The 21511-nt window shown below is 33.7% G+C and carries 19 protein-coding genes and 1 pseudogene; 17 read left to right on the top strand and 3 right to left on the bottom strand.

Annotated features, from left to right (window positions below):
* Positions 1-12: 12 nt before the first annotated feature.
* The 14 genes and pseudogenes from IGJ15_RS10260 (at position 13) to wecB (IGJ15_RS10195) (ending at position 13652) form a co-directional block, all read left to right on the top strand.
* A complete protein-coding gene (locus IGJ15_RS10260; RefSeq protein WP_170924024.1) occupies positions 13-627 on the top strand; it encodes a sugar transferase in 615 nt (204 codons plus the stop codon).
* On the top strand, positions 624-1490 hold the full coding sequence (locus IGJ15_RS10255) for an NAD-dependent epimerase/dehydratase family protein (protein ID WP_086292093.1): 867 nt from the start codon (positions 624-626) through the stop codon (positions 1488-1490). The genes IGJ15_RS10260 and IGJ15_RS10255 overlap by 4 nt, the downstream gene beginning before the upstream one ends.
* Positions 1487-2710, top strand: coding sequence for a glycosyltransferase family 4 protein (locus tag IGJ15_RS10250; RefSeq protein ID WP_430599054.1), 1224 nt, complete (start codon positions 1487-1489; stop codon positions 2708-2710). The genes IGJ15_RS10255 and IGJ15_RS10250 overlap by 4 nt, the downstream gene beginning before the upstream one ends.
* Before the next feature lie 2 nt (positions 2711-2712).
* Positions 2713-3735: a polysaccharide biosynthesis protein gene (locus IGJ15_RS10245; RefSeq protein WP_086292095.1), complete on the top strand. Its 1023-nt coding sequence runs from the start codon at positions 2713-2715 to the stop codon at positions 3733-3735.
* A complete protein-coding gene (locus tag IGJ15_RS10240; protein ID WP_086292096.1) occupies positions 3732-4841 on the top strand; it encodes a capsular polysaccharide biosynthesis protein CapF in 1110 nt (369 codons plus the stop codon). Before IGJ15_RS10245 ends, IGJ15_RS10240 begins: the two co-directional genes overlap by 4 nt.
* Before the next feature lie 2 nt (positions 4842-4843).
* Entirely contained in the window at positions 4844-5968 is a 1125-nt protein-coding gene (gene wecB, locus IGJ15_RS10235) for a non-hydrolyzing UDP-N-acetylglucosamine 2-epimerase (RefSeq protein WP_086292097.1), read from the top strand.
* Positions 5965-7011, top strand: coding sequence for a glycosyltransferase (locus IGJ15_RS10230; protein ID WP_206902079.1), 1047 nt, complete (start codon positions 5965-5967; stop codon positions 7009-7011). Before wecB (IGJ15_RS10235) ends, IGJ15_RS10230 begins: the two co-directional genes overlap by 4 nt.
* Before the next feature lie 3 nt (positions 7012-7014).
* Positions 7015-8054, top strand: a pseudogene (locus IGJ15_RS10225) (EpsG family protein).
* An 11-nt stretch (positions 8055-8065) separates the two neighbouring features.
* Positions 8066-9136 (top strand): polysaccharide pyruvyl transferase family protein, encoded by a 1071-nt coding sequence (locus tag IGJ15_RS10220; protein ID WP_430599053.1) that lies wholly within the window; start codon positions 8066-8068, stop codon positions 9134-9136.
* Entirely contained in the window at positions 9129-9551 is a 423-nt protein-coding gene (locus IGJ15_RS10215) for a glycosyltransferase family 2 protein (RefSeq protein WP_430599052.1), read from the top strand. Before IGJ15_RS10220 ends, IGJ15_RS10215 begins: the two co-directional genes overlap by 8 nt.
* A gap of 110 nt (positions 9552-9661) precedes the next feature.
* Positions 9662-10051 carry a hypothetical protein gene (locus tag IGJ15_RS10210; RefSeq protein ID WP_430599051.1) on the top strand — a complete coding sequence of 130 codons (390 nt, stop codon included), beginning with the start codon at positions 9662-9664 and terminating at the stop codon, positions 10049-10051.
* A gap of 21 nt (positions 10052-10072) precedes the next feature.
* Entirely contained in the window at positions 10073-10996 is a 924-nt protein-coding gene (locus IGJ15_RS10205; protein ID WP_206902083.1) for a glycosyltransferase family 2 protein, read from the top strand.
* Complete coding sequence (locus IGJ15_RS10200; RefSeq protein WP_206902084.1) at positions 10993-12522, top strand: lipopolysaccharide biosynthesis protein; 1530 nt, start codon at positions 10993-10995, stop codon at positions 12520-12522. Before IGJ15_RS10205 ends, IGJ15_RS10200 begins: the two co-directional genes overlap by 4 nt.
* 2 nt (positions 12523-12524) lie before the next feature.
* Positions 12525-13652: a non-hydrolyzing UDP-N-acetylglucosamine 2-epimerase gene (wecB, locus tag IGJ15_RS10195; RefSeq protein WP_086292100.1), complete on the top strand. Its 1128-nt coding sequence runs from the start codon at positions 12525-12527 to the stop codon at positions 13650-13652.
* Between the two features lie 116 nt (positions 13653-13768).
* Here the strand turns inward: wecB (IGJ15_RS10195) and IGJ15_RS10190 are convergent, their stop codons facing one another.
* On the bottom strand, positions 13769-14383 hold the full coding sequence (locus tag IGJ15_RS10190; RefSeq protein WP_086292101.1) for a helix-turn-helix transcriptional regulator: 615 nt from the start codon (positions 14381-14383) through the stop codon (positions 13769-13771).
* A gap of 636 nt (positions 14384-15019) precedes the next feature.
* On the opposite strand from IGJ15_RS10190, the gene IGJ15_RS10185 reads away from it, so the two are divergent.
* Positions 15020-15985, top strand: a complete 966-nt coding sequence (locus IGJ15_RS10185) for a SpaA isopeptide-forming pilin-related protein (RefSeq protein WP_231472428.1) — start codon at positions 15020-15022, stop codon at positions 15983-15985.
* Positions 15986-15988: 3 nt separating this feature from the next.
* Complete coding sequence (locus IGJ15_RS10180; protein ID WP_430599463.1) at positions 15989-17944, top strand: MucBP domain-containing protein; 1956 nt, start codon at positions 15989-15991, stop codon at positions 17942-17944.
* Between the two features lie 78 nt (positions 17945-18022).
* Here the strand turns inward: IGJ15_RS10180 and IGJ15_RS10175 are convergent, their stop codons facing one another.
* Positions 18023-18697 carry a CPBP family intramembrane glutamic endopeptidase gene (locus tag IGJ15_RS10175; protein WP_086292102.1) on the bottom strand — a complete coding sequence of 225 codons (675 nt, stop codon included), beginning with the start codon at positions 18695-18697 and terminating at the stop codon, positions 18023-18025.
* A 234-nt stretch (positions 18698-18931) separates the two neighbouring features.
* On the opposite strand from IGJ15_RS10175, the gene IGJ15_RS10170 reads away from it, so the two are divergent.
* Positions 18932-20494, top strand: coding sequence for a polysaccharide deacetylase family protein (locus IGJ15_RS10170; protein ID WP_170924021.1), 1563 nt, complete (start codon positions 18932-18934; stop codon positions 20492-20494).
* A gap of 72 nt (positions 20495-20566) precedes the next feature.
* Here IGJ15_RS10170 and IGJ15_RS10165 read toward each other — a convergent pair whose 3' ends face one another.
* Positions 20567-21451, bottom strand: coding sequence for a helix-turn-helix domain-containing protein (locus tag IGJ15_RS10165; protein ID WP_430599050.1), 885 nt, complete (start codon positions 21449-21451; stop codon positions 20567-20569).
* Positions 21452-21511: the final 60 nt, after the last annotated feature.

Below are 21511 nucleotides of genomic sequence, written 5' to 3'. Positions count from 1 at the left end.
GAGTGGATTTTGTTGTATAAGGATGGATTGAAACGAATCATTGATTTTATTTTATCGTTAATGGGGATCGTTGTGTTATCACCAGTTTTATTACTTTTATGTTTAGCAATAAAACTAGATTCTAAGGGGCCAATTATTTTCAAGCAAAAACGGGTTGGTAAAAATAAAACTCATTTTAACATTTATAAATTTCGGACAATGAAGATTGATACACCGAAAGAAATGCCGACACATCTATTAGCAGACCCTGATTTTTATATCACCAAGGTCGGGAAATTTTTAAGAAAAACTAGTTTGGATGAGCTGCCCCAATTATTCAATATTATCAAAGGCGATATGGCTGTCATTGGACCTCGTCCAGCGCTATGGAATCAATATGATTTGATTGAAGAACGAGATAAGTATGGGGCAAATGATATTCGACCAGGATTGACTGGGTTAGCTCAAATTAGTGGTCGAGACGAGTTGGAAATTAAACAAAAAGCTCTTTTAGATGGGAATTATACTGAAAGCATTTCACCCTCTATGGATCTGAAGTGTTTTCTTGGAACGATTGTTTCTGTTTTTAAAAGTGAGGGTGTTATAGAAGGCGGAACAAGTAGTATTAAGAAGGAGGATGGGCAATGAAGCGTATCCTCATCACAGGAGAGAATAGCTATATTGGTACATCATTTAAAACATGGATAGAGCAATATAAAGAATATTATCAAATTGAAACGATTAGTGTTAGGGATAGTACTTGGAAAGATGTTGATTTTTCTGTATATGATGTTTTGATTCATCTTGCAGCTATTGTTCACGTCAAAGAAACGAATGAAGAATTGTATTACAAAGTAAATCGTGATTTAGCTATTAGAATAGCAGAAAAAGCAAAGAAAGAACATGTACAGCATTTTATTTTTTTTAGTACGATGTCTGTTTTTGGAGTAGAGAGTGGAGCTATTTCTGCAAAGACTAAAATAAATCCTAAAACACCATATGGTAAATCTAAGAGAGAAGCTGAAATACAGATTGAAAGGTTAGCAACTGATTCTTTCAAAGTAGCGATAATCAGACCTCCTATGATTTACGGTCCGCAATGTGTTGGAAATTACCAAAGATTATCAAATGTGGCAAAAAAAATTAATGTATTTCCTAAAGTAAACAACAAGAGAAGCATGCTTTATATTGATAATCTCCATTGCTTTGTCAAAGTAATTATAGATAATCAGTTAAATGGAACGTTCCATCCCCAGAACAAAGTGCTCGTCAACACGTCTTTAATGGTAAATGAAATCGCAAAATTTCATAGCAGAAATATATATTTAATAAAAGGATTTGATACCCTTATTTCTAAACTTTCGGAGCATAGCAAATTACTTCAAAAAGTTTTTGGCACGCTCTTCTATGATTCAACGCTGGAGGGTTATCCAGAATCGATTTTTAATAATGTGAAATTTGATTATCAAATCAGAGATTTTAAGACTAGTATTGAGGAGAGTGAAAAGTGAAAAGAGATATACTATTTATGTGCCAATTCTTTTATCCAGAGTATGTTTCTTCGGCACTCTTACCTTATCAGACTGCTCAAGGATTAAGTAAAGCAGGTCTAACAGTCGATGTCCTATGTGGTTATCCTCGAGAATATACACAAAAAAATGAAAAAATACCAGTTAACGAAAAAATCGATGATATGACGGTTTATCGAAAAAAATATATCCAACTTGGCAGAAAGAATTTTTTAAGTAGACTAATAAATTACTTTTCATTTATATTCACAATACTATTTAATGTACGAATGTGTAGAAATTACAAAACAATCATTGTCTATTCAAACCCACCTATTTTGCCTTTAATATCCATTATTGCAAAAAGACTATATGGATGTAAAATTATTTTTGTTGCTTATGATCTTTATCCTGAAATTGCTGAAAGAACAGGTACGATTAGGAAGAATAGTTTTATTTCTAGATTTATGCAAAAAATAAATGAACGATTATATCCGGAAGCATCAAATATTGTGGCTTTGTCAAATGACATGAAATCGTATATTAGAAAAAATAGGAACATTGATCCAGAAAGAATAATAGTAATACCAAATTGGGCAACAGAAGAAAAATCATTGAATAAACTTGTGACACAGGAGTTTATAGAGATAAGTAATAAGTATCCACTCATAGTTTCTTATTTTGGTAATATGGGAACGGCACAGGATATGGATACCATTTTGAAGACAATTTCTGATGAACGTATTGCTAAAGAAAAAATCGCCTTTTTATTTGCTGGTCACGGCAATAAGAAAAAAGAAATATCAGAAGTCATCACAGAAAAAAGTCTAAAGAATTGCTTTATGTTTGATTATTTAAGTGGGAATGAATTTAATGATGCTTTAAGCATCACTTCTATATTTATTGTTTCACTTGAAGAGGGTCTCTCTGGATTAGCAGTTCCTAGTAAAACATATAGTTATTATCAAGCAGAAAAACCAGTAATTGCGATCATGGATACGAACACTGACATTGCTCGTGAATTATTATTAAGTAATGCAGGAATCGCAGTGCATAATGGAGATTCGGAAGAATTAATAAGTAGTTTGTTGACTTTAAATAATGATAAAACAACACTTCGCTCTATGAGTAAGAATATGTCAAACAAAGTTTCCAAAAACTATTGTAGAAATATTCAAATTCAAAAATACATTAAATTATTCAAAAGAATATTGGAGGAATAAAAGTGTTTAATAATAAAGTGTTATTAATAACAGGTGGTACAGGTTCATTTGGTAATGCAGTAATGAAAAGATTTTTAGACTCCGATATAAAAGAAATCCGTATCTTCTCTCGAGATGAAAAGAAACAAGATGACATGAGAAAGAAATACAACAATGACAAATTGAAATTTTATATTGGGGATGTACGCGATATAAATAGTGTTAAAAATGCAATGTACGGAGTAGATTACATATTTCATGCGGCTGCTTTAAAACAAGTTCCTTCATGCGAATTCTTTCCGATGGAAGCTGTTAAAACAAATGTCATGGGTACGGATAATGTTGTGACAGCTGCTGTTGAGATGGGGGTAAAAAAAGTTATTTGTCTTTCAACAGATAAAGCAGCTTATCCAATCAACGCAATGGGGATTTCAAAGGCAATGATGGAGAAGGTTTTTGTAGCAAAAGCGAAAACTGTGGCAGATGAAAATACAATGATTTGCGGAACGCGGTATGGTAATGTCATGGCATCCAGAGGTTCTGTGATTCCATTATTTATTGAGCAAATAAAAGCAGGAAAACCGTTAACTGTAACGGACCCGGGCATGACTAGATTCTTGATGAGTTTAGAAGAAGCAGTTGAATTAGTTGTTTTTGCATTTCAAAATGCAAAAGCAGGAGACATCATGGTTCAAAAATCGCCTGCGTCAACGGTTGGTGATCTAGCACAAGCAGTGAATGAACTTTTTAAAGTCGAAAATGAGATTCAAATTATAGGTACACGTCATGGTGAGAAAAGATATGAAACGCTTCTTACAAAAGAAGAATATCTCGTTGCGAAAGATATGGGCGGCTTCTATCGTGTTCCAGCTGATACTAGAGATCTTAACTACGAGAAATATTTTAGTGAAGGCAGTACTGAGTTGACACACGAAGGTGAATACAATTCTGATAACACAGAACGACTATCTGTAGAACAAATCAAGGAAAAATTATTAGCATTAGATTATGTTCAAGAAGAGTTGAAAGAGTGGAAAAGTCGATGAATATTTTAGTTACAGGAGCAAATGGATTTGTAGGTAAAAATTTAATTGCAGAGCTTCGAAATGAAGGTTATGGAAATATTTTTGAATATGATATAGATACTCGTCCACATTTATTAGATGAATATTGCTTAAAAGCAGATTTTGTTTTCCATTTAGCGGGCGTGAATCGTCCCAAGGAAGAAGAAGAGTTTATGGAAGGAAATTTCGGTTTCACCTCAGTTCTTCTAGATAAACTAAAGGAATACAACAATACCTGTCCAGTAATGATATCATCCTCTATTCAAGCTGCTCTTAACAATGCTTATGGTCGCAGTAAGAAAGCTGGAGAAGATCTTTTACGAAAATATCAAAGTGAAACTGGAGCGAAAGTCTACATTTATCGATTCTCTAATTTGTATGGAAAATGGTCGAAACCAAATTATAATACGGTAGTAGCGACTTTTTGTTATAAAGTGGCTCGAGGTGAAGAAATAACCGTCAATGATAAAAATGCAGAAATTGAACTTTGCTATATTGATGATGTTGTTAAAGAATTGCTGCATTGCCTTCAAGCAAAACCATTTATTGTCGATGACTTTTGTTCAGTAAGAGAAACGGATACAGTAACTGTGGGCGCTTTGAGAGATATAATTCTTTCTTTTAAAGAAAGTAGAATAAATCTATCTGTACCTCAATTAAATCGTAGAATAGAAAAAAATCTGTATAGTACATTTCTTAGCTTTTTACCAGAGGATGAGTTTTCATATCCTTTAAAGATGAATATCGATGATCGCGGATCATTCACCGAATTTTTGAGGACTGAAGATCGCGGACAAGTCTCAATTAATATTTCAAAGCCGAGGATTGTTAAAGGAAATCACTGGCATCATACCAAAAATGAGAAATTTTTGGTAGTAAGTGGAAAAGGCGTTATCCGCTTTAGAAAGATTGGTTCTGAAGAAATTATCGAGTATTTTGTTTCTGGTGAGAAATTAGAAGTAGTCGATATACCTGTTGGCTATACTCATAATATTGAGAACTTAGGTAATACTGACATGGTTACTGTTATGTGGGTGAACGAAACGTTTGACCCTGAAAATCCTGATACTTATTACGTGGAGGTCTAACATTGAAAAAATTAAAAGTTATGACAGTCGTCGGGACTCGTCCAGAAATCATTCGCTTATCAGCAGTTATTAATCGTTTAGAGAGTTCTGAAGCGATTGACCATGTACTTGTACATACTGGTCAAAACTATGATTATGAACTAAATGAAGTTTTTTTTGAAGATTTTAAATTAAAGAAACCAGATTATTTTTTGAATGCAGCAACAGGTACAGCCATTGAAACCGTTGGGAATATACTGATCAAAATAGATCCAATTCTTGAAGAAGTAAAACCAGACGCATTTTTGGTCTTGGGAGATACCAACAGTTGTTTATGTGCAATTGCCGCGAAGCGAAGACACATTCCTATTTTTCATATGGAAGCTGGAAATCGCTGTTTTGATCAAAGAGTACCAGAAGAAACAAATCGAAAAATTGTTGACCATACAGCTGATATTAATTTAACGTATAGTGATATCGCCAGAGAATATTTACTAAGAGAAGGATTGCCAGCTGATCGAATTATTAAGACAGGTAGTCCGATGTTTGAAGTACTAAATTCTAGAAAAGAAGATATTGAGAATTCATCTATTTTGGAAAAACTAAATCTTAAGCAAAATGAGTACTTTTTAGTATCCGCACATAGGGAAGAAAATATTAGCTCAAAAGAAAATTTTCATGATCTAGTGGATTCGCTAAACTCAATTGCTGAAGTATATCAATATCCAATTATTATCAGTACTCATCCTCGGACAATGAAAATGATAGAAGCAGAGGGTATTCAATTCCACGAATTGATTCAAACCATGAAACCTATGGGATTTAATGATTACAATAAGCTTCAAATGAATGCTAAAGCTGTTTTAAGTGACAGTGGTACGATCAGTGAAGAAGCATCGATCCTCGGGTTCAAAGCTTTAAATATCCGTCAGGCACATGAAAGACCAGAAGCTATGGAAGAAGCTAGTGTGATGATGGTTGGTTTAAAGAAAACCAGAATTCTTGAAGGATTAGAAGTTTTAGAGTCACAAGAAGATGATACTCTCCGGCAAGTATCAGATTATTCAATGCCAAATGTATCTGAAAAAGTATTACGGATTATTGTTTCTTATACAGATTATGTGAATCGTGTGGTGTGGTTATCATGAAAGTACTGCTTGTAACCCCTTCAAACATAATTCATATGCCATATATTAAAGTTTATATCAAAATTTTTGAAGAGTTGAATATTAATTATGATTTAATTAATTGGGATAGGACTAGTATAGAAAAGAAAAATCATTTTACTTACAATGATAATAAGCGAAAAATTCAAAGAGGTTTCATAGACTATTATAAGTACTCTAGATTCATAAAAGATAGGTATGTAGATGACACATATGATACTGTGATAATTTTTGGGTTACCATTAACGTTTTTTTTAAATAAATTTTTCCAAAAGAAAATTCATTTAAGTTATATTTTAGATATAAGAGATAAAAATAAAATTATTAATTTAATGAACTTAAAAAAAATGTTAAACAGAATTAATTTAGTAGTTCTTTCTTCCGAAAAGTACAAAGATTGGTTGCCACAAAGAGAATATGTAATTAATCATAATACCACTTATGGTTATCATCAAAATGATAATGTCCCTCCGATAAACTCTTTTTTAAGAAAAGATAAATATGAAATTCTTACAATTGGGACTATTCGGGATTTTGAAATTAATTCAACTGTATTAGAAAATACTAAATCATCAGAAGTATTTAAATTTTCTTATATTGGAGATGGTGAAGTTAAAGAAAAATTGGAGACTTTCTCCAAAACTTTAGGGATTAATAATGTGGTATTTAAAGGAAGATATAACCCTGAAGATGAGCGCGAACTTATTTATAATTGTGACTTTGTAAGCGTGCTTAGATACTGTGATTCTGAAAATAACAAGACTGCTTTACCTAATCGCTTATATTCCGCTACAATAGCTGGGAAACCTTTAGTTGCGTATAAAGGAACTTATTTAGCTGAAATAATAGACTATTACAAGTTAGGAATTGTTTTGGACAGTCTAAATAATTTAGAAAAAGAGCTATTAAACTATATTGACAATGATTTTAAATACTACACAGTTGGAAGGAATAATTTCTTGGATAAAATAAAAGGCGATAATACAAATTTTAGAGAGTCGTTAATTCAAATTTTGAAAGGATAAATTATGTTTATCTATTTTTCTCTGTTTTTAATAATTACAATTTCTTACCTTAATGAGCTTTTTATGGCTATTATTTTTAATAAAAAAAGCCTATTTCATCGCACAACTTTATTTAAAATGATAGCTATCTTAGTTGTTTTTTTATTTTTAGCATTTAGATATAATAATGGTTGGGACTATATGCAATATTTTTATACCATTACTAATTATACAGAAACTAATATTGTTACAAGAGGAGAGTATTTAAACAACTTGCTTATTATCTTATCAAGATATCTCAATTCTCCTATATATTATTTTTTGATTAATGCAGCGATTCAAATATTTGGTCTAAGCTTTGTATGTTTAAAGTATTCACAAAATTTTTGGTTGAGCTTTTTATTATACATTTCGTATCCATTATTTTATTTGAATTCATTTAGCGTAGTTAGAATGATGACAGCTGTTGTAATAATTTTTATTGGTTATCATTTTTTAAGACAAAAAAAATAGGGAAGTTCTTACTAATTATTGTGATTGCAAGTGGTTTTCATATGTCAGCTTTAATGGCGTTGTGCTTCATACCTGTCACTTTACTAGTATTTAACAGGAAGATAATATTTTTTCTAGGAATTTCAAGTTTTTTTCTAATTAATCTAATTTCTTTTGTTGTAACTAATTTTTTTCCGGTTTATCAAGTTTATTTAAATAGAAGTGAAAGTATCGAAGGAACAAAAGCAATTTTTATTTTGTTAGCAATTGCAATGCTTGCATTTTTTAACATTGAGAGATTTCAAAATAATTTATCTTTTAAATTATTTATAGTTGGTCTAATTATATATATATCCTTTTTCGGATATGGGACTATCTCTCACAGATTGTCATTGTATGGAACTATATTTTCAATATTAGTAGTCCCTGATTTGGTGGAAAAGATTTTGTTTAAATATAGATTGGTGTTGCTTATATTATATATACCTATCTGTTTCTTTATGTTCTACTATTCTTTACAACTAGGATCACAGACTTTTATTCCGTATAACTTTTTCTTTAGATTTAATTAAAGGGGTGTATTATGAAGATTGTTTTAAATGCTTATCTGGACAACAACATAGGTGATGACCTAATGATCTCTTTGTTCGCTTCGTATTTTTCTCAACATGATATATATTTATGCGTAGACAACAATATAGTGAAGAAACCTTTTGAGGGTATTAATAATATTAATTTTTTTAGATCTGAAGAACTAGTTACAATATTGAACGATACTGATCTCCATGTTACGATTGGAGGTTCTTTATTTACATTAACAAATTATAAAACTTGGATATATTTTTATAAAAGAATAAAATTATCTAGAATATTAAAGAGAAAGAATATTAAATCTGCTATTATTGGATGTAATCTTGGGCAATTTGATAAAAGGAATGTTGGGTTTTTCTTAGCAAAAGAAGAGATGCGGACAAAAGATTTAATAACTGTAAGAGATAAAGAGTCCTTTAATAAACTATCAGGAAAACTGAAGAATATAAACCTTCATCATTATCCTGATATTGTTTTTAATATGGAAAATAATCAAGAGAAAAAAGCTAAAACAAATATATTAGGAATATCTGTGTACAGATCTTTATCCAATAACATAGATAATTGGCAAACATATGAAAGTTTAGCTAAGATTGCAGATAGTTATATTGAAGAAACTAAGGGGAAAGTAAAATTACTTGCATTTGACTGTGAAAGAGAAAATGATTTAATCGGAGCTTATTATATAAAAAAACTATCAAAATATCCTGAGAATGTTGAAATAATTCCATATTTAAGTAATATAGATAAATTTTTATTGGAATTTTCAACCTGCGACATGATAATAGCTATTAGATTTCATAGTGCTGTATTAGCCGGAGTATATAATATACCTTTTATTCCAATAGCTTATTCGAATAAAATGAAAAACCTTATAACTGATAACAAAAAAGAATCTAAAGTTTATGAATTGAAAAAGTTGAGTGAGGATTATAATGAGATAGTAGAAAAAATAACAAATAACAATCTTTTTAGCTTTGACAATATTAATGGGCTGAATAATGGCTCCTTAAATCATTTCATTTCGATTGAGAAATTGTTGGAAGAGGATAAAAATGTGTAAAATAAGTGTTATTATACCAGTCTATAACAGAGAGACTACAATTTTGAGATGTTTAGATAGCTTGAAAAGTCAGACATTTGATGATTACGAAATTATTATTATTAATGATGGATCTACTGATAAATCGGAAGAATTGATTAATGAATATAGTGGTAATTTTCGTAGATTTCAATACATATCTATAGATAATAATGGTGTATCTAATGCTCGAAATATAGGTATTCTTAAATCCAATGGAAAGTATGTTACTTTCTTAGATTCAGATGATACTTATCAAGAGAATTTCTTAGCTTCAATGTATAATCAAATAAGTATAAACGATGCTGATGCCTGTTTTTGTGGACATTTTATAGTTAATTCTTATGATGAAAAGAAAAAGCTAAAATATATTTTAAAAAAAGCAATTTACTTATAAATTATTTGAAAAATAAAACTACACCGAACACTAATTCATGGATTATTAGAAGAGACTTTTTAATTAATAAAAGACTATTTTTTGAAGTTGGAAATAACTTAGGAGAAGACATGATCTTCTTTACAAGTTTAATTTTAGTAACTAAAAATATAAATTTTGTTAAAGCTTATTTGACGAATTACTATATTTCTACAGAAGATAGTTTAAGTAAAAAGATCGATGACAAGGTACAACGAGATTTTTTATGGATGAATAAATTAAAGAAAAATATCAATGATAGCGATATAAGTACCAGAGAAAAGCATAAATCAATTAAAATTATTGAAAGATATAGGCTTCCTGTAGGAATCTTAAATACTATATTTTATAGTAATAATAGTTTTGAGGAAAAGAAAAAACTTTTCAAAAAAAATAAAAATTCAATCAAGAAAATGAAGCTTGTTAATGGAGTAAGGAGTCTGAAAGGGTTACTTATCTATTTATATTTTTCAATAAAATGATTTATTATGAGAGGACTTATAATGAAAAATTGTACTGTGACCTTTATTATAACGACATACAATAGAGAAAAATACTTATTACAATGTATTAACTCAATTATCATGCAGAAATGGGAGAATATCGAGATAGTTATAATAGATGATAATTCTTCAAATGATGTTTATTATAACTTGTTTAAAACTTTTGATAACAATAAAATTAAATATATTAAAAACGATATTAATATGGGGCCATCTTACTCAAGAAAACTTGGATTAGAGAAAGCTTCTGGAGAATTCATTATTTTCTGTGATGATGATGATTTTTATACTGATGATAGCTTTATTGAATTTGCTTACCAAATTTTTTCTCAAAAAGAAAGCGTTGGTATTGTAGGGTTTGACTCATATTTATTCAATGAAGATACAAATGAGAGGCGTCATTTAAGAGAAATAAAAGAGGACTCGATTTATTCGAATATTGTAGCTCTTGAACATTTTCAAAGAAAGGTACCAAAGCCAAAGTCGACTTTTACGACAATATTTCGCAAAAGTAAATTGATAGAAAGTGGAATATTAGATAGTTCAATGGTAAATGATACCATAATATATCTATATGGTTTGACTAAATCAGATATCTTTCTTTCATCTAAATGTATAGGCTGTTACAGAGTACATAGTCATAATATGACTAAAGGAGTAAATTCAGAGCTTATTTTGGATACTTTTGAAGAGAAGATGAAACTAAGTAAAGTGGTAGAAAGAATAGGTATAGACAGAAGAAAATGGCTTTTAAATCAAATAACTCTAACTGCAGAATATTATTGGTCCAATACTGATAAAAGACAACAAAATAAAGACATTGATAATTGGATTCTCAACAAATTAGGGTTTAATTCTTTTTTTCTTTTTCTTAGGAAGAATTGTATAAATTATAAAAGGTATATAAAAGAGAGGTTTCTATGAAAACTAGATTGCAGAAAACGGTTTTGAATTCTTCAGTGTCAGTTTTTATATTTGTATTAAGACTAATAATGAGTTTTTTAGTAAGATCTTTTTTTATTCAGTATTTAGGAATTGAATATTTAGGTCTAAATGGATTATTTACGAATATCTTAAGCTTTTTATCACTGGCAGAATTAGGTTTCGGGACATCTATCATTTATGAACTATATGAGCCGTTGGCAATTAAAGATAAAAAAGCATTAAGTGCTCTTATGAACCTTTATAAGAAATCTTATATGGTTATCGGGATTTCAGTCGGTATTTTAGGTGTTTTAATAATTCCTTTCCTACATTTATTTATCGAAGGTTCTAATGTATCGAATGTTTACTATATATATATATTGTTTTTGATTAATTCTGTAGTCAGCTATTTTTTTACTTATAAAAAATCATTACTTAATGCTGATCAAAAAAATTATGTTGTTGTTATAATTGAGTTTTCGTTCTTTGTTGCACTTAGTATTTCACAGATAATTTCTTTGATTCTTTTTAACAACTTTATTATATATTTGATTTTACAGATTATAGCTACAATAGGAGGTAATATTGTAATTTCATTTTTTGTTTCAAGAAAATATAAGGATATCTTTGCGATCAATCCAACAAAAACTTCTTCAGAAATACGCAATCGTTTGAAAAGAAATATTATTGGAAATTTTTCATCTCAAATCGGAAGTGTACTCGTCTTGGCTACTGATAATATAATGATATCTTATTTTATTGGTTTAGCGACAGTTGGTAAATATGCTAACTATACAATGATAATCACTGCTATTCGAGGTATTACAAGTCAGATTACAGGTGCTGTTACTCCTAGTTTAGGAAATGCTATTACAGAAAAAAACAAAAGGAAGGAATTAGAGTTATTTAAGATTCATTTGTTTATTAATTCATCAATAGTTTATTTTATTTCTGTTACGTTGGTTACAGTAATGAATCCTTTCATAGAACTTTGGGTCGGAAAAGATTTTCTTTTTTCGGATCAACTAATGTTACTTATAGTTATACAAATTACTTTACAAATATATCTGGGAACATGCAGAACATTTATAGCTGCATATGGAATATTCTGGCAACAGAGGTGGAAATCTATAATTGAAGGTTTAATAAATATATTGTTATCATTAGTCCTTGTGAAATCATTTAATTTAGGGATAAGTGGTATTATACTTGGAACAATTCTATCAACTATGTTAGTAATATTTTGGTATGAACCTTATCTCGTTTTTAAATATGGTTTGAAAACTTCTTCCATAGATTACGCAAAGAAAACTATAATTTTCTTTATTAAACTTTCTATAGCTATTACATTAGGACTTTTCTTAAAGCAATATATTCCTACTCATTCATTTATCGCTTTTATAATTGGCGTGTTTTGTACATTTTTATGTAATACGTTAGTTTATGTAATTTTATTTTCTTATGAACAGGATTTTAGAAATGCGCTATATTTCGTTAAGAAATTATCTTTAAATAGGAGTAAATAATTATGATAAAAATAATGACAATATTTGGTACAAGGCCAGAGGCTATCAAAATGGCACCACTTGTCAAAGCTATTGAAGAAGATCTTCGATTCGAATCAATTGTAACTGTGACGGCTCAGCATCGCCAAATGTTAGATCAGGTAATGAATATTTTTGATTTATCAGCAGATTACGATTTAAATATAATGAAAGATGGACAAACATTAGCGGGTATAACAAGTCGCGTAATAAAAGAATTAGATCAGATTTTTGAAGAAGCAAAACCAGATATTGTTCTTGTTCATGGTGATACGACAACAACTTTTTCGGCATCAATAGCTAGTTTTTATCATCAAATAAAAATTGGGCATGTAGAAGCAGGTCTAAGAACTTGGAATAAGTACTCTCCGTTTCCCGAAGAAATGAATAGACAGCTCACTGATGTTTTAGCAGATATTTATTTTGCTCCTACTGAGATGAGTAAGAAGAATTTATTAAATGAAAAAAGAAATGTCAGCGATATTTACGTTACCGGAAATACGGCTATTGATGCTATGAAATATACCATTTCAGACCAATATAGTCATTCTTTATTAACAGATATAGGGGATAAAAAAATAATACTAGTTACAATGCATAGAAGAGAAAACTTAGGAAATCCTATGAAGAACGTTTTCAAAGCGATAAATCGAATTGTCGAACACTTTGATGATGTACATGTGGTATTCCCTATGCATAAGAATCCGATAGTTCGAAAAACGGTAAAAGAAACTTTGATTGATTGCGATCGAATTCATTTAATTGAACCATTAGACGTGGTGGATTTTCAAAACTTTGCTAATCATAGCTATATGATTATGTCAGATTCTGGAGGAGTGCAAGAAGAAGCTCCTTCCTTAGGAAAACCTGTATTAGTCTTACGTGATACAACTGAGAGACCAGAAGGAATAGAGGCTGGCACATTAAGATTAGTTGGTACAAGTGAAGATAAAGTATTTGTCTCTGCCAAAGAATTGCTTGAAGATAATGATATTTACGACCAAATGTCTAAAGCTTCAAACCCTTACGGAGATGGATTTGCTAGTCAGAGAATTTTAGATGCTATTGCATACAGCTTTGGCTTAACTAATGAAAAACCTTCTGAGTTTTAAAACAAAGTACTCTGATATCTTGTATAGATATCAGAGTACTTTTCTATTTAATATGGATTTTAACTGTTTATCTGATAGGATAAAAAACACGCGGTTTTTTAAACTGCTTAAATTTTTTAGTACATAAACTTCCGCCAATCAAACAAATAAATCACCCCAATGGCTTTAAACGTCAAATAGATAAAATGACCATAATTATGGCCAATCAGATGTAACGCATCAGCGGAAGCTCCTTTATTCGACCAAAGAGTAAAACCTAATATAATGGCTAAGATCAGCAGACCTTTTCCTAATGCAAAGACAATTGTTTTTGCAGGGAGGGGTCTTTTTTTTGTGAGGAAAAAGCCGAATAAAAGGACAAAGTTAACTAGTAACAAAAAATGTGCAGCAGCTGTCCATAGGGTCATTGTTCCTGTAGGTATTAAGAAGTCGGTGAAAACGCAAGCGACGACTGCAGTCAAATTTAGCATGTATAGAGGAAGGCGGAAGGTTTTTTTCTTCTCCCCGATCTTTATTTCTGGTTCTTCTGCTAATTGTTCTGGTTTTAGCAGTGACTCTAAATCAATTTGATAGAGATCACTTAATTTGATCAATGTGTCGATGTCTGGGGTACTTCGATTGTTTTCCCAATTTGAGATCGTTTGTCTAGTAACAAATAATTTTTCGGAAACTTCTTGTTGGGTGAGTCCTAATTTCAAGCGACTCTCTTTTATTTTTTCAGCTATAGTCATTTCAATGCTCCTTCTGACATATCCTATCATAAAGCGGTTCAAAGAAACAATTGTAAAGCTCGATTTAACGAAAAAATGCACAAGATATTTTCTTTGTTCTTAAAAGATTAAATTTAAATGAGCTTATGCCAGATATCCCTAAAAAATTTCCTGAAAGTGCTCGATTTTTTCAGTGAATCCTTCACCTATAATAGGTAACAATTGTCATATATGAACTGATAAATGTTCAAAGATATCACATATTGAGAGTAGAAGATAGACTTGCTCGAATCATTCAAAAAAAGAATGCCACGATTAAGTAAAAAATAATTTGCTTTTTTGAAAATGAAATCATTGATAAAACAAGGATGTAAAGAAGATTTGCGCTGATTTGCACTGGATTTGCTTGAAGGTAAGGGTGCTTGAATTATAAAATTCTGAAGAGGTGATGCAATGCGATGACAAGTGAATTAAGTATACATACGCTCAATGGTATTTCATGTGTCCGCATAAAAATTTTTTGATAGGAGTGAATGATACGCTAAATAAAAAAATGTTTGTAAATTAAAAATTAATAAATTATAATGATTTTTAGGCGTAAAAAAAGTTTGGATAAAAAAGTTTTAATTTTGAAAAAGAAGGTTAAGGTGAAAGTTTGTGAAAAAGAAGTTTAAATCTATTCTATCTTTAGTAATCTTATTAAGTGCTGTGGTGGTAACGCCAGCATTTCAGGTAATGGCGGAAAGCCAAGTGTTTTCAGAATCTCCGCAGGTGGATCAGGAAGAAGTGAATACAGTGCAATCTGATGATACGAATGCTTCTGCGGATGCTAGACAAGCTACCTCTCAAGTAGAAAATCCTACGCTGACAACAACGACCTCATCGAGTGTGGATGTTAAGAACGAGCAAACACAAGCAAGTAGTAACAGTGAAGGAGCCACCAGCGGATCGGAAAATAAAGAAGAATCTGCTGTAGACACAGTAAATAATGACCCTTCTTCTGTTGATCCGTCTTCTGCAAGAGCTGCCAATGCGCAACTGACGGTTCAAGTTTTAGATAGTAATTCAAACCAGCCAATCCAAGGCGCTTATTTCACATTGACCTCCTCGACATCTGGTGAAGTGACGTTGTTAGTCACGGACAGTTCAGGAAAGGTAACGATTCAGGTTCCTTCAGGGGGCTACTTTATTAAGCAAGTGGGTACAACGAATCAAAGATTGAACTACGCATTTACATCGATTGGAAATTCTATCAATTTGCAAGCAGGAGAAACCAAAACATTGGCACTTTATGAGCGTCAAATTGTAGGCGAGTATGCTTTTGGAGATAGCCCCGATACGATTCATATTCCTGTAAACAGTAACTTCGATTTCTCAACACAGGCATCAGGGATCGAGGCGTTTAAGTTAAATTTTAGCGGCAACATAGAAAAAAGTATTTCTGACTCACAGATCTTTCCGTACTACACAAATGTTGATCCGAGCAAACCGGGGACTTACGTAGCAATTTTTATGGCTAGACAAGCCTCATATAGTGTATATACAACACATGTAGTCAATGTCATTGTTGACCCGGAGCAGGTGGGAGAGGTAACTGTCAGATATCTTGATACTCAAGGGTAAGAAATCCATGAAACGAAGACTTTATCTGGTACCATTGGTGCTTCATATGATGCTAGTACGGATGAGTATAAGTTACCAATTGACGGTTACACCCTAGACGAAAGCCAATTACCAGAAAACAGTAAAGGCGTATTTAGTGAAACAGCACAAACCATCACCTACATTTACACAAAAAATCCGATACCAGCAGCAGATGTCACGGTCGAGTACGTAGATACAGAAGGCAATGAAATTCACCCTTCACAAACGATCAGTGGAAACGTAGGTGATTCTTACGATGCCAGCACGAAGAACTATCAATTAGTGATTGAAGGCTACACCTTAGACGAAAGCCAATTACCAGAAAATCTTAAAGGTGTGTTTAGCGAAACAGCACAAACCGTCACCTATGTGTATACAAAGAATCCGATACCAGCAGCGGATGTCACAGTGGAGTACGTGGATACAGAAGGCAACGAAATTCACGCTTCTCAAACGATTAATGGAAACCTAGGCGACTCTTACGATGCCAGCACAGATCAATATAAACTATCGATCGATGGCTATACACTAGATGAAAGCCAATTGCCAGAAAATAGCAAAGGCATATTTAGTGAAACCCAGCAAATAATTACCTACATTTACAAAAAAAATCCGATACCCGCAGCGGATGTAACGGTCGAGTACGTTGATACAGAAGGCAACGAAATTCACGCTGCTGAAAAAATTAGCGGTAATGTAGGTGATACATACGATGCCAGCACAGATCAATATAAACTATCGATCGATGGATACACCTTAGACGAAAGCCAATTGCCAGAAAATAGTAAAGGCGTGTTTAGCGAAACAGCACAAACCGTCACCTACATCTACACGAAAAATCCGATACCAGCAGCTGATGTAAAAGTGGAGTACGTGGATACGGAAGGCAAAGAAATACACGCTTTACAAACGATCAGTGGAAACGTGGGTGACTCTTACGATGCTAGTACAGAACAATATCAACTAACAATCGATGGCTACACTTTAGATAAAAGCCAATTGCCAGAAAATAGTAAAGGCGTATTTAGCGAAACGGCACAAACCGTCACCTATGTGTATACAAAGAATCCGATACCAGCAGCGGATGTAACGGTCGAGTATGTGGACATAGAAGGCAATGAAATTCACCCTTCACAAACGATCAGTGGAAACGTAGGTGAGTCTTACGATGCCAGCACGAAGAACTATCAATTAGTGATTGAAGGCTACACCTTAGACGAAAGCCAATTACCAGAAAACAGTACTGGCGTATTTAGTGAAACCGCGCAAACCGTCACCTACATTTACACAAAAAATCCCGTACCAGCAGCGGATGTGATGGTCGAGTATGTGGACACAGAAGGCAACGAAATACACGCTTCACAAACGATCAGAGGAAACGTAGGCGACTCTTACGATGCCAGTACAGAAGAATTTCAACTAGCGATCGAAGACTACACTTTAGACGAAAGCCAATTACCAGAAAATAGTAAAGGTGTATTTAGCGAAACAGCACAAACAATCATCTACATCTACACAAAAAATCCGATACCAGCAGCTGATGTAACGGTCGAATACGTAGATACAGAAGGCAAAGAAATTCATCCTTCACAAACGATCAGTGGAAACGTGGGCGAGTCTTACGATGCCAGCACAAAAAAATATCAACTAACAATCGACGGCTACATAGTAGACGAAAGTCGGCTGCCGCAAAATGCCAAAGGTACATTCGGTAAGGAAGAGGCAACTGTGACGTATGTTTATACAAAAGAAAACGCAGCAACCATCATTATTTCTGATAAAAAAGAAAAAGAACCATCGGCGACTGTTGTTTCGAAAAAAAGCGCTTCTGCACAAAGATTGCCGCAGACCGATGAACAGGGGACGTTGATCCCGTTTGTAGTTGGTTTGTTCTTTATCGCCACGGCAAGCTGGCTTTATTTCAGAAAGCGTAAATAGCGATTAAGTAAGCCATTGGGGAAAGGCGTTACTGACTATCAAAAAGGACAGCTATGCTTCAGCTGTCCTTTTTGTTGCTTATTTACCTAAAAATGAAATGAATCCCAGGGAATCATAAAGAAAATGGCAGATCCAGCTGACCCATACGCTATTGGATTTTTTCCAAACGTAGTTGAGTGCCAATCTTGCGGGCATCAAGGTGATCAATAATTGTGCTGGATGAAAACCGTACGCTGGGATGTGCCATAAAGCGAATAACACACTGCAAATGATGGATGACCAGGCAAAAGAAAGACCTCTTTTCTGCAACGCCAACAAGAGGTTGGTGCTAAGCAATTCTTCTCCCATCAACATGAAAGGTACTTGTAAAAAGACCATTTGGACAGTGATGGTTTCGCTGATCGAGTTGGTTGTTGGTTGTCCAAAAATAGCGGCATAAATAAAGGAAAAGAACACGCCAGTCAAAATGACGAAAGGGACACCCCATAATAAAACGATGAAACGAAAATGCTTGAATTGTTCCAAAAAGGTTCCTCGTAAAAGGAAGTACCCTGCGCCAAATGCCAAAATCACATTCCATACAGTACCAATGATGGATAAAACGGAAGCGCTTAGGGGTGTATAGGGAAGCATTTGATAGGTTAAACCGATGACTAATGTAAGAATAAATAAATACGTTGCTGACTTGTGTTTCATTTTGAACACGTCCTTTAAAGTAATTGTCACACGCTGAATTATAAACAGAATAAGCATCAAAGTACAAAAAGATATCTCTCATTATTTTTAAACAAAAAGAAAAAGCAGTGAACACGATATCATACTTGGCAGAATTGGTTTTCTTAAAAGCAGAATAAAGGATTTCTAAGAACAATTCTCAAAATTTGTGAACAAAAAGAGAAGTTTATAAGAATCTCTGTAACACTGTTGAAATATTGTTACGCTTATGTTACATTTTGTTTACGTTATTATGTTTGAGGGAGAATGTTTATGAAGAAAGCAAGCAATGATTCAAATAATTCACAACATAGAGAAGCGACTTCTGAAAAACAAGCACCTACTTCAAGGGTCGAATCACATCAAAACCAAACTACGGGAACGACAAGACGCACGCCATCCGCCAATCGTCAAGTTTCTAAAAAGAAGCCAACCCATCGCAAGTATCTCTTTTCATTGATGACGCTGCTGACAATCGTGATTATCGCCACTGGGGGCTATATCGCCTTTACATTGAAGCAGCAAGAAGCATTGGCACGCGAAAAATATGAAGCTGCCGCGCAAAAGCTATTAGCATCGATCCAAGAAGAGCAGGCCAAAGAGGGAATTCCAGCAAAACTTGAAACATTGTCTGATGGGGACAAAAAAGAATTGATTTTCCGACCAAAAGAAGAAAATGCCATCCCTGTAAAGGATGCAAGTAAGAAATTATCGACCATGGCGAACAAGCTATGCAAAAAACACGCCGACAAAGAGACCGTTACGATCGCTCGGATTCAAGCACAAGCAGTTGCATCAAAAGTATCAACCTATTCCTTAAAAGCGGACAGCTATGTTTGGAATCGGGAGACTGGGCGGTTTGAAGATGCGGATAGCGTGGTTGCCGATCCAATTTTTATTTCCGAGAAAACTGGCAATGAACTATCCTTGAACGACTTGGTTCCAGATGAAGGCAGCTTGCTAGGGATCCAGCAAGTGATTCAACAAAAGCTTTTGGATCAAGCCAAAGAACCGACTAAAATCATTGATGCCGTCTTGGGGATGGACCGAATCACCTATGATTCAAAGTTTACTTATGATCCTGAAAAAATAACGCTCCAGTTGCCGCAAAATCAAACAGGTGTAGCCGAGATCACTTTGGCTTACAAAGAGATTGCACCGTTTATTGATCCAGAGCTTGTCAATGCGGATCAATTGAAAGAGCAACAAGCGATGTTAGACGAAAACAAAAAATATGTTGCGTTGACTTTCGATGATGGACCAAATGATACCTCGACATTGGATCTCTTAAAAATCTTGAAAGACAATGATGTGAAGGCAACGTTCTTTGAATTAGGCCAAATGGTGGATCGATACCCTGAAGTCGCGAAAAAAGTCCATGAGGAAGGGCATGAAATTGCCAGTCACTCCTATTCTCATCCTCAATTAAATACGTTGTCGCCAGAGGAGGTCAAAGCGGAAATAACCAAAACGGACAAAGCCATCTATCAGGCGACAGGGGTCTTGCCTAAGAATTTGCGCCCACCGTATGGGGCGATCGATCAGCAAAGCGCCCAAGCGGCAGGAAAATCGATCATTCAATGGAGTGTTGATACCGAGGATTGGAAGCTGAAAGATCCAAACAAGATTTTGAAGGTCGTCCAAAACAATGTTTACGATGGATCGATTATTTTGCTACATGATATTCATCCGAAATCTGTTCAAGCCGTGCCGGCCATCATCAAAGCACTCAAAGCGCAAGGCTATGAATTTGTGACGGTCGATCAATTGCTCAATGGCAGCCAAAAACCAATGTATCAATACTTTGGTGCAACAGACGAACGCAGTGTTAGCTAATAGCTGAAAAAGGAAGTGATGGCAATCATCACTTCCTTTTTTTATTAAACGAACGCTGCAGTTGCCGCTTTATCACTCGGAGGAGGCAAATGCTCGGAGGTAGTCATCATCCAGCAGTAAAGCAAAATCATCGGCAAGGGCACCTTGATCCAATTCTCGCATGATAGCTAGCATCTTTGTGATAATCCTTTTGCCTGCTTTTTTGTCACCGGTTCTTAAGAGCAACACGCCTTGGAAAAACTTGCAGACGGCTTGGTGGAAAAATTCTTTGTAGTCTGTCGCCAAAAGTTTTAATTGGACGACGAGAACTTCCGTCGCATCGTATTGCTGGTGTTTTAGCGTATATTCGATCAAATTGATCAGTAGTGCGCAATAAATTTCCCGACCTACTTCCATATCGATGTAGTATTCGAGCATCTTGGATACTTTTTTGAAAAAGAGGAAATTATGGTCGTTGTCCAAAAGATCGATGGTGTTGCCAAAGAGTTGGATTTCTTGTAACGTCCAGCTCTCAACATCAACGAGATAGGAGATAATCGTTTGACGATCACATTCCAAAACCGCACGTTTCCGATAGACGCCATGCTCTGCCAAGCATTGCAGCATGCGAATCCGTGAGTGAACCTCCGCGATGCGGACATTGTTAAGTCGGCTAGAAGTTTGCTGCAGCTCCTGTAATAGAATTTGTAACTGGTTGATATCGTGCTTGTTTGAATATTGTGTGTACCGATGGTTGTAGCTGTTTTGCTCATCCAGCCGATAGCCATTCGCGATATAGAGAAATTCATCGATATCCATTGATAGATTTTCTAAGATTTGCAACAGCAGGTTGGCAGCAATCTGATGCTTGCCTTTTTCAAATTCGATGGCATAGGATTTTGAAATAATCGTGCCATAGACTTCTTTTTGGGTGAAGCCTTTTTTCAATCGGATTTGTCTGATCGTTTCGCCATACATAAGAAAGCCTCCGCTCTCATTGAATTAATGAAATCATGTATCCTCATTATAGTAAAACAA

Source organism: Enterococcus sp. AZ079, assembly GCF_050547255.1.
In the GTDB taxonomy this organism is placed as follows: Bacteria; Bacillota; Bacilli; order Lactobacillales; family Enterococcaceae; genus Enterococcus_D; species Enterococcus_D casseliflavus.
The sequence above is the reverse complement of the archived record's forward strand: the minus strand, read 5'-3'. Positions and strand labels throughout refer to the sequence as shown.

Excerpts from the sequence above, each read along its gene's own strand:
- IGJ15_RS10255 (WP_086292093.1), top strand. The coding sequence starts at position 624 with ATGAAGCGTATCCTCATCACAGGAGAGAATAGCTATATTGGTACATCA.
- IGJ15_RS10240 (WP_086292096.1), top strand. The coding sequence starts at position 3,732 with ATGAATATTTTAGTTACAGGAGCAAATGGATTTGTAGGTAAAAATTTA.
- IGJ15_RS10230 (WP_206902079.1), top strand. The coding sequence starts at position 5,965 with ATGAAAGTACTGCTTGTAACCCCTTCAAACATAATTCATATGCCATAT.
- IGJ15_RS10220 (WP_430599053.1), top strand. The coding sequence starts at position 8,066 with ATGAAGATTGTTTTAAATGCTTATCTGGACAACAACATAGGTGATGAC.
- IGJ15_RS10215 (WP_430599052.1), top strand. The coding sequence starts at position 9,129 with ATGTGTAAAATAAGTGTTATTATACCAGTCTATAACAGAGAGACTACA.
- IGJ15_RS10210 (WP_430599051.1), top strand. The coding sequence starts at position 9,662 with ATGATCTTCTTTACAAGTTTAATTTTAGTAACTAAAAATATAAATTTT.
- IGJ15_RS10205 (WP_206902083.1), top strand. The coding sequence starts at position 10,073 with ATGAAAAATTGTACTGTGACCTTTATTATAACGACATACAATAGAGAA.
- IGJ15_RS10200 (WP_206902084.1), top strand. The coding sequence starts at position 10,993 with ATGAAAACTAGATTGCAGAAAACGGTTTTGAATTCTTCAGTGTCAGTT.
- wecB (WP_086292100.1), top strand. The coding sequence starts at position 12,525 with ATGATAAAAATAATGACAATATTTGGTACAAGGCCAGAGGCTATCAAA.
- IGJ15_RS10190 (WP_086292101.1), bottom strand. The coding sequence starts at position 14,383 with ATGACTATAGCTGAAAAAATAAAAGAGAGTCGCTTGAAATTAGGACTC.
- IGJ15_RS10175 (WP_086292102.1), bottom strand. The coding sequence starts at position 18,697 with ATGCTTATTCTGTTTATAATTCAGCGTGTGACAATTACTTTAAAGGAC.
- IGJ15_RS10170 (WP_170924021.1), top strand. The coding sequence starts at position 18,932 with ATGAAGAAAGCAAGCAATGATTCAAATAATTCACAACATAGAGAAGCG.
- IGJ15_RS10165 (WP_430599050.1), bottom strand. The coding sequence starts at position 21,451 with ATGTATGGCGAAACGATCAGACAAATCCGATTGAAAAAAGGCTTCACC.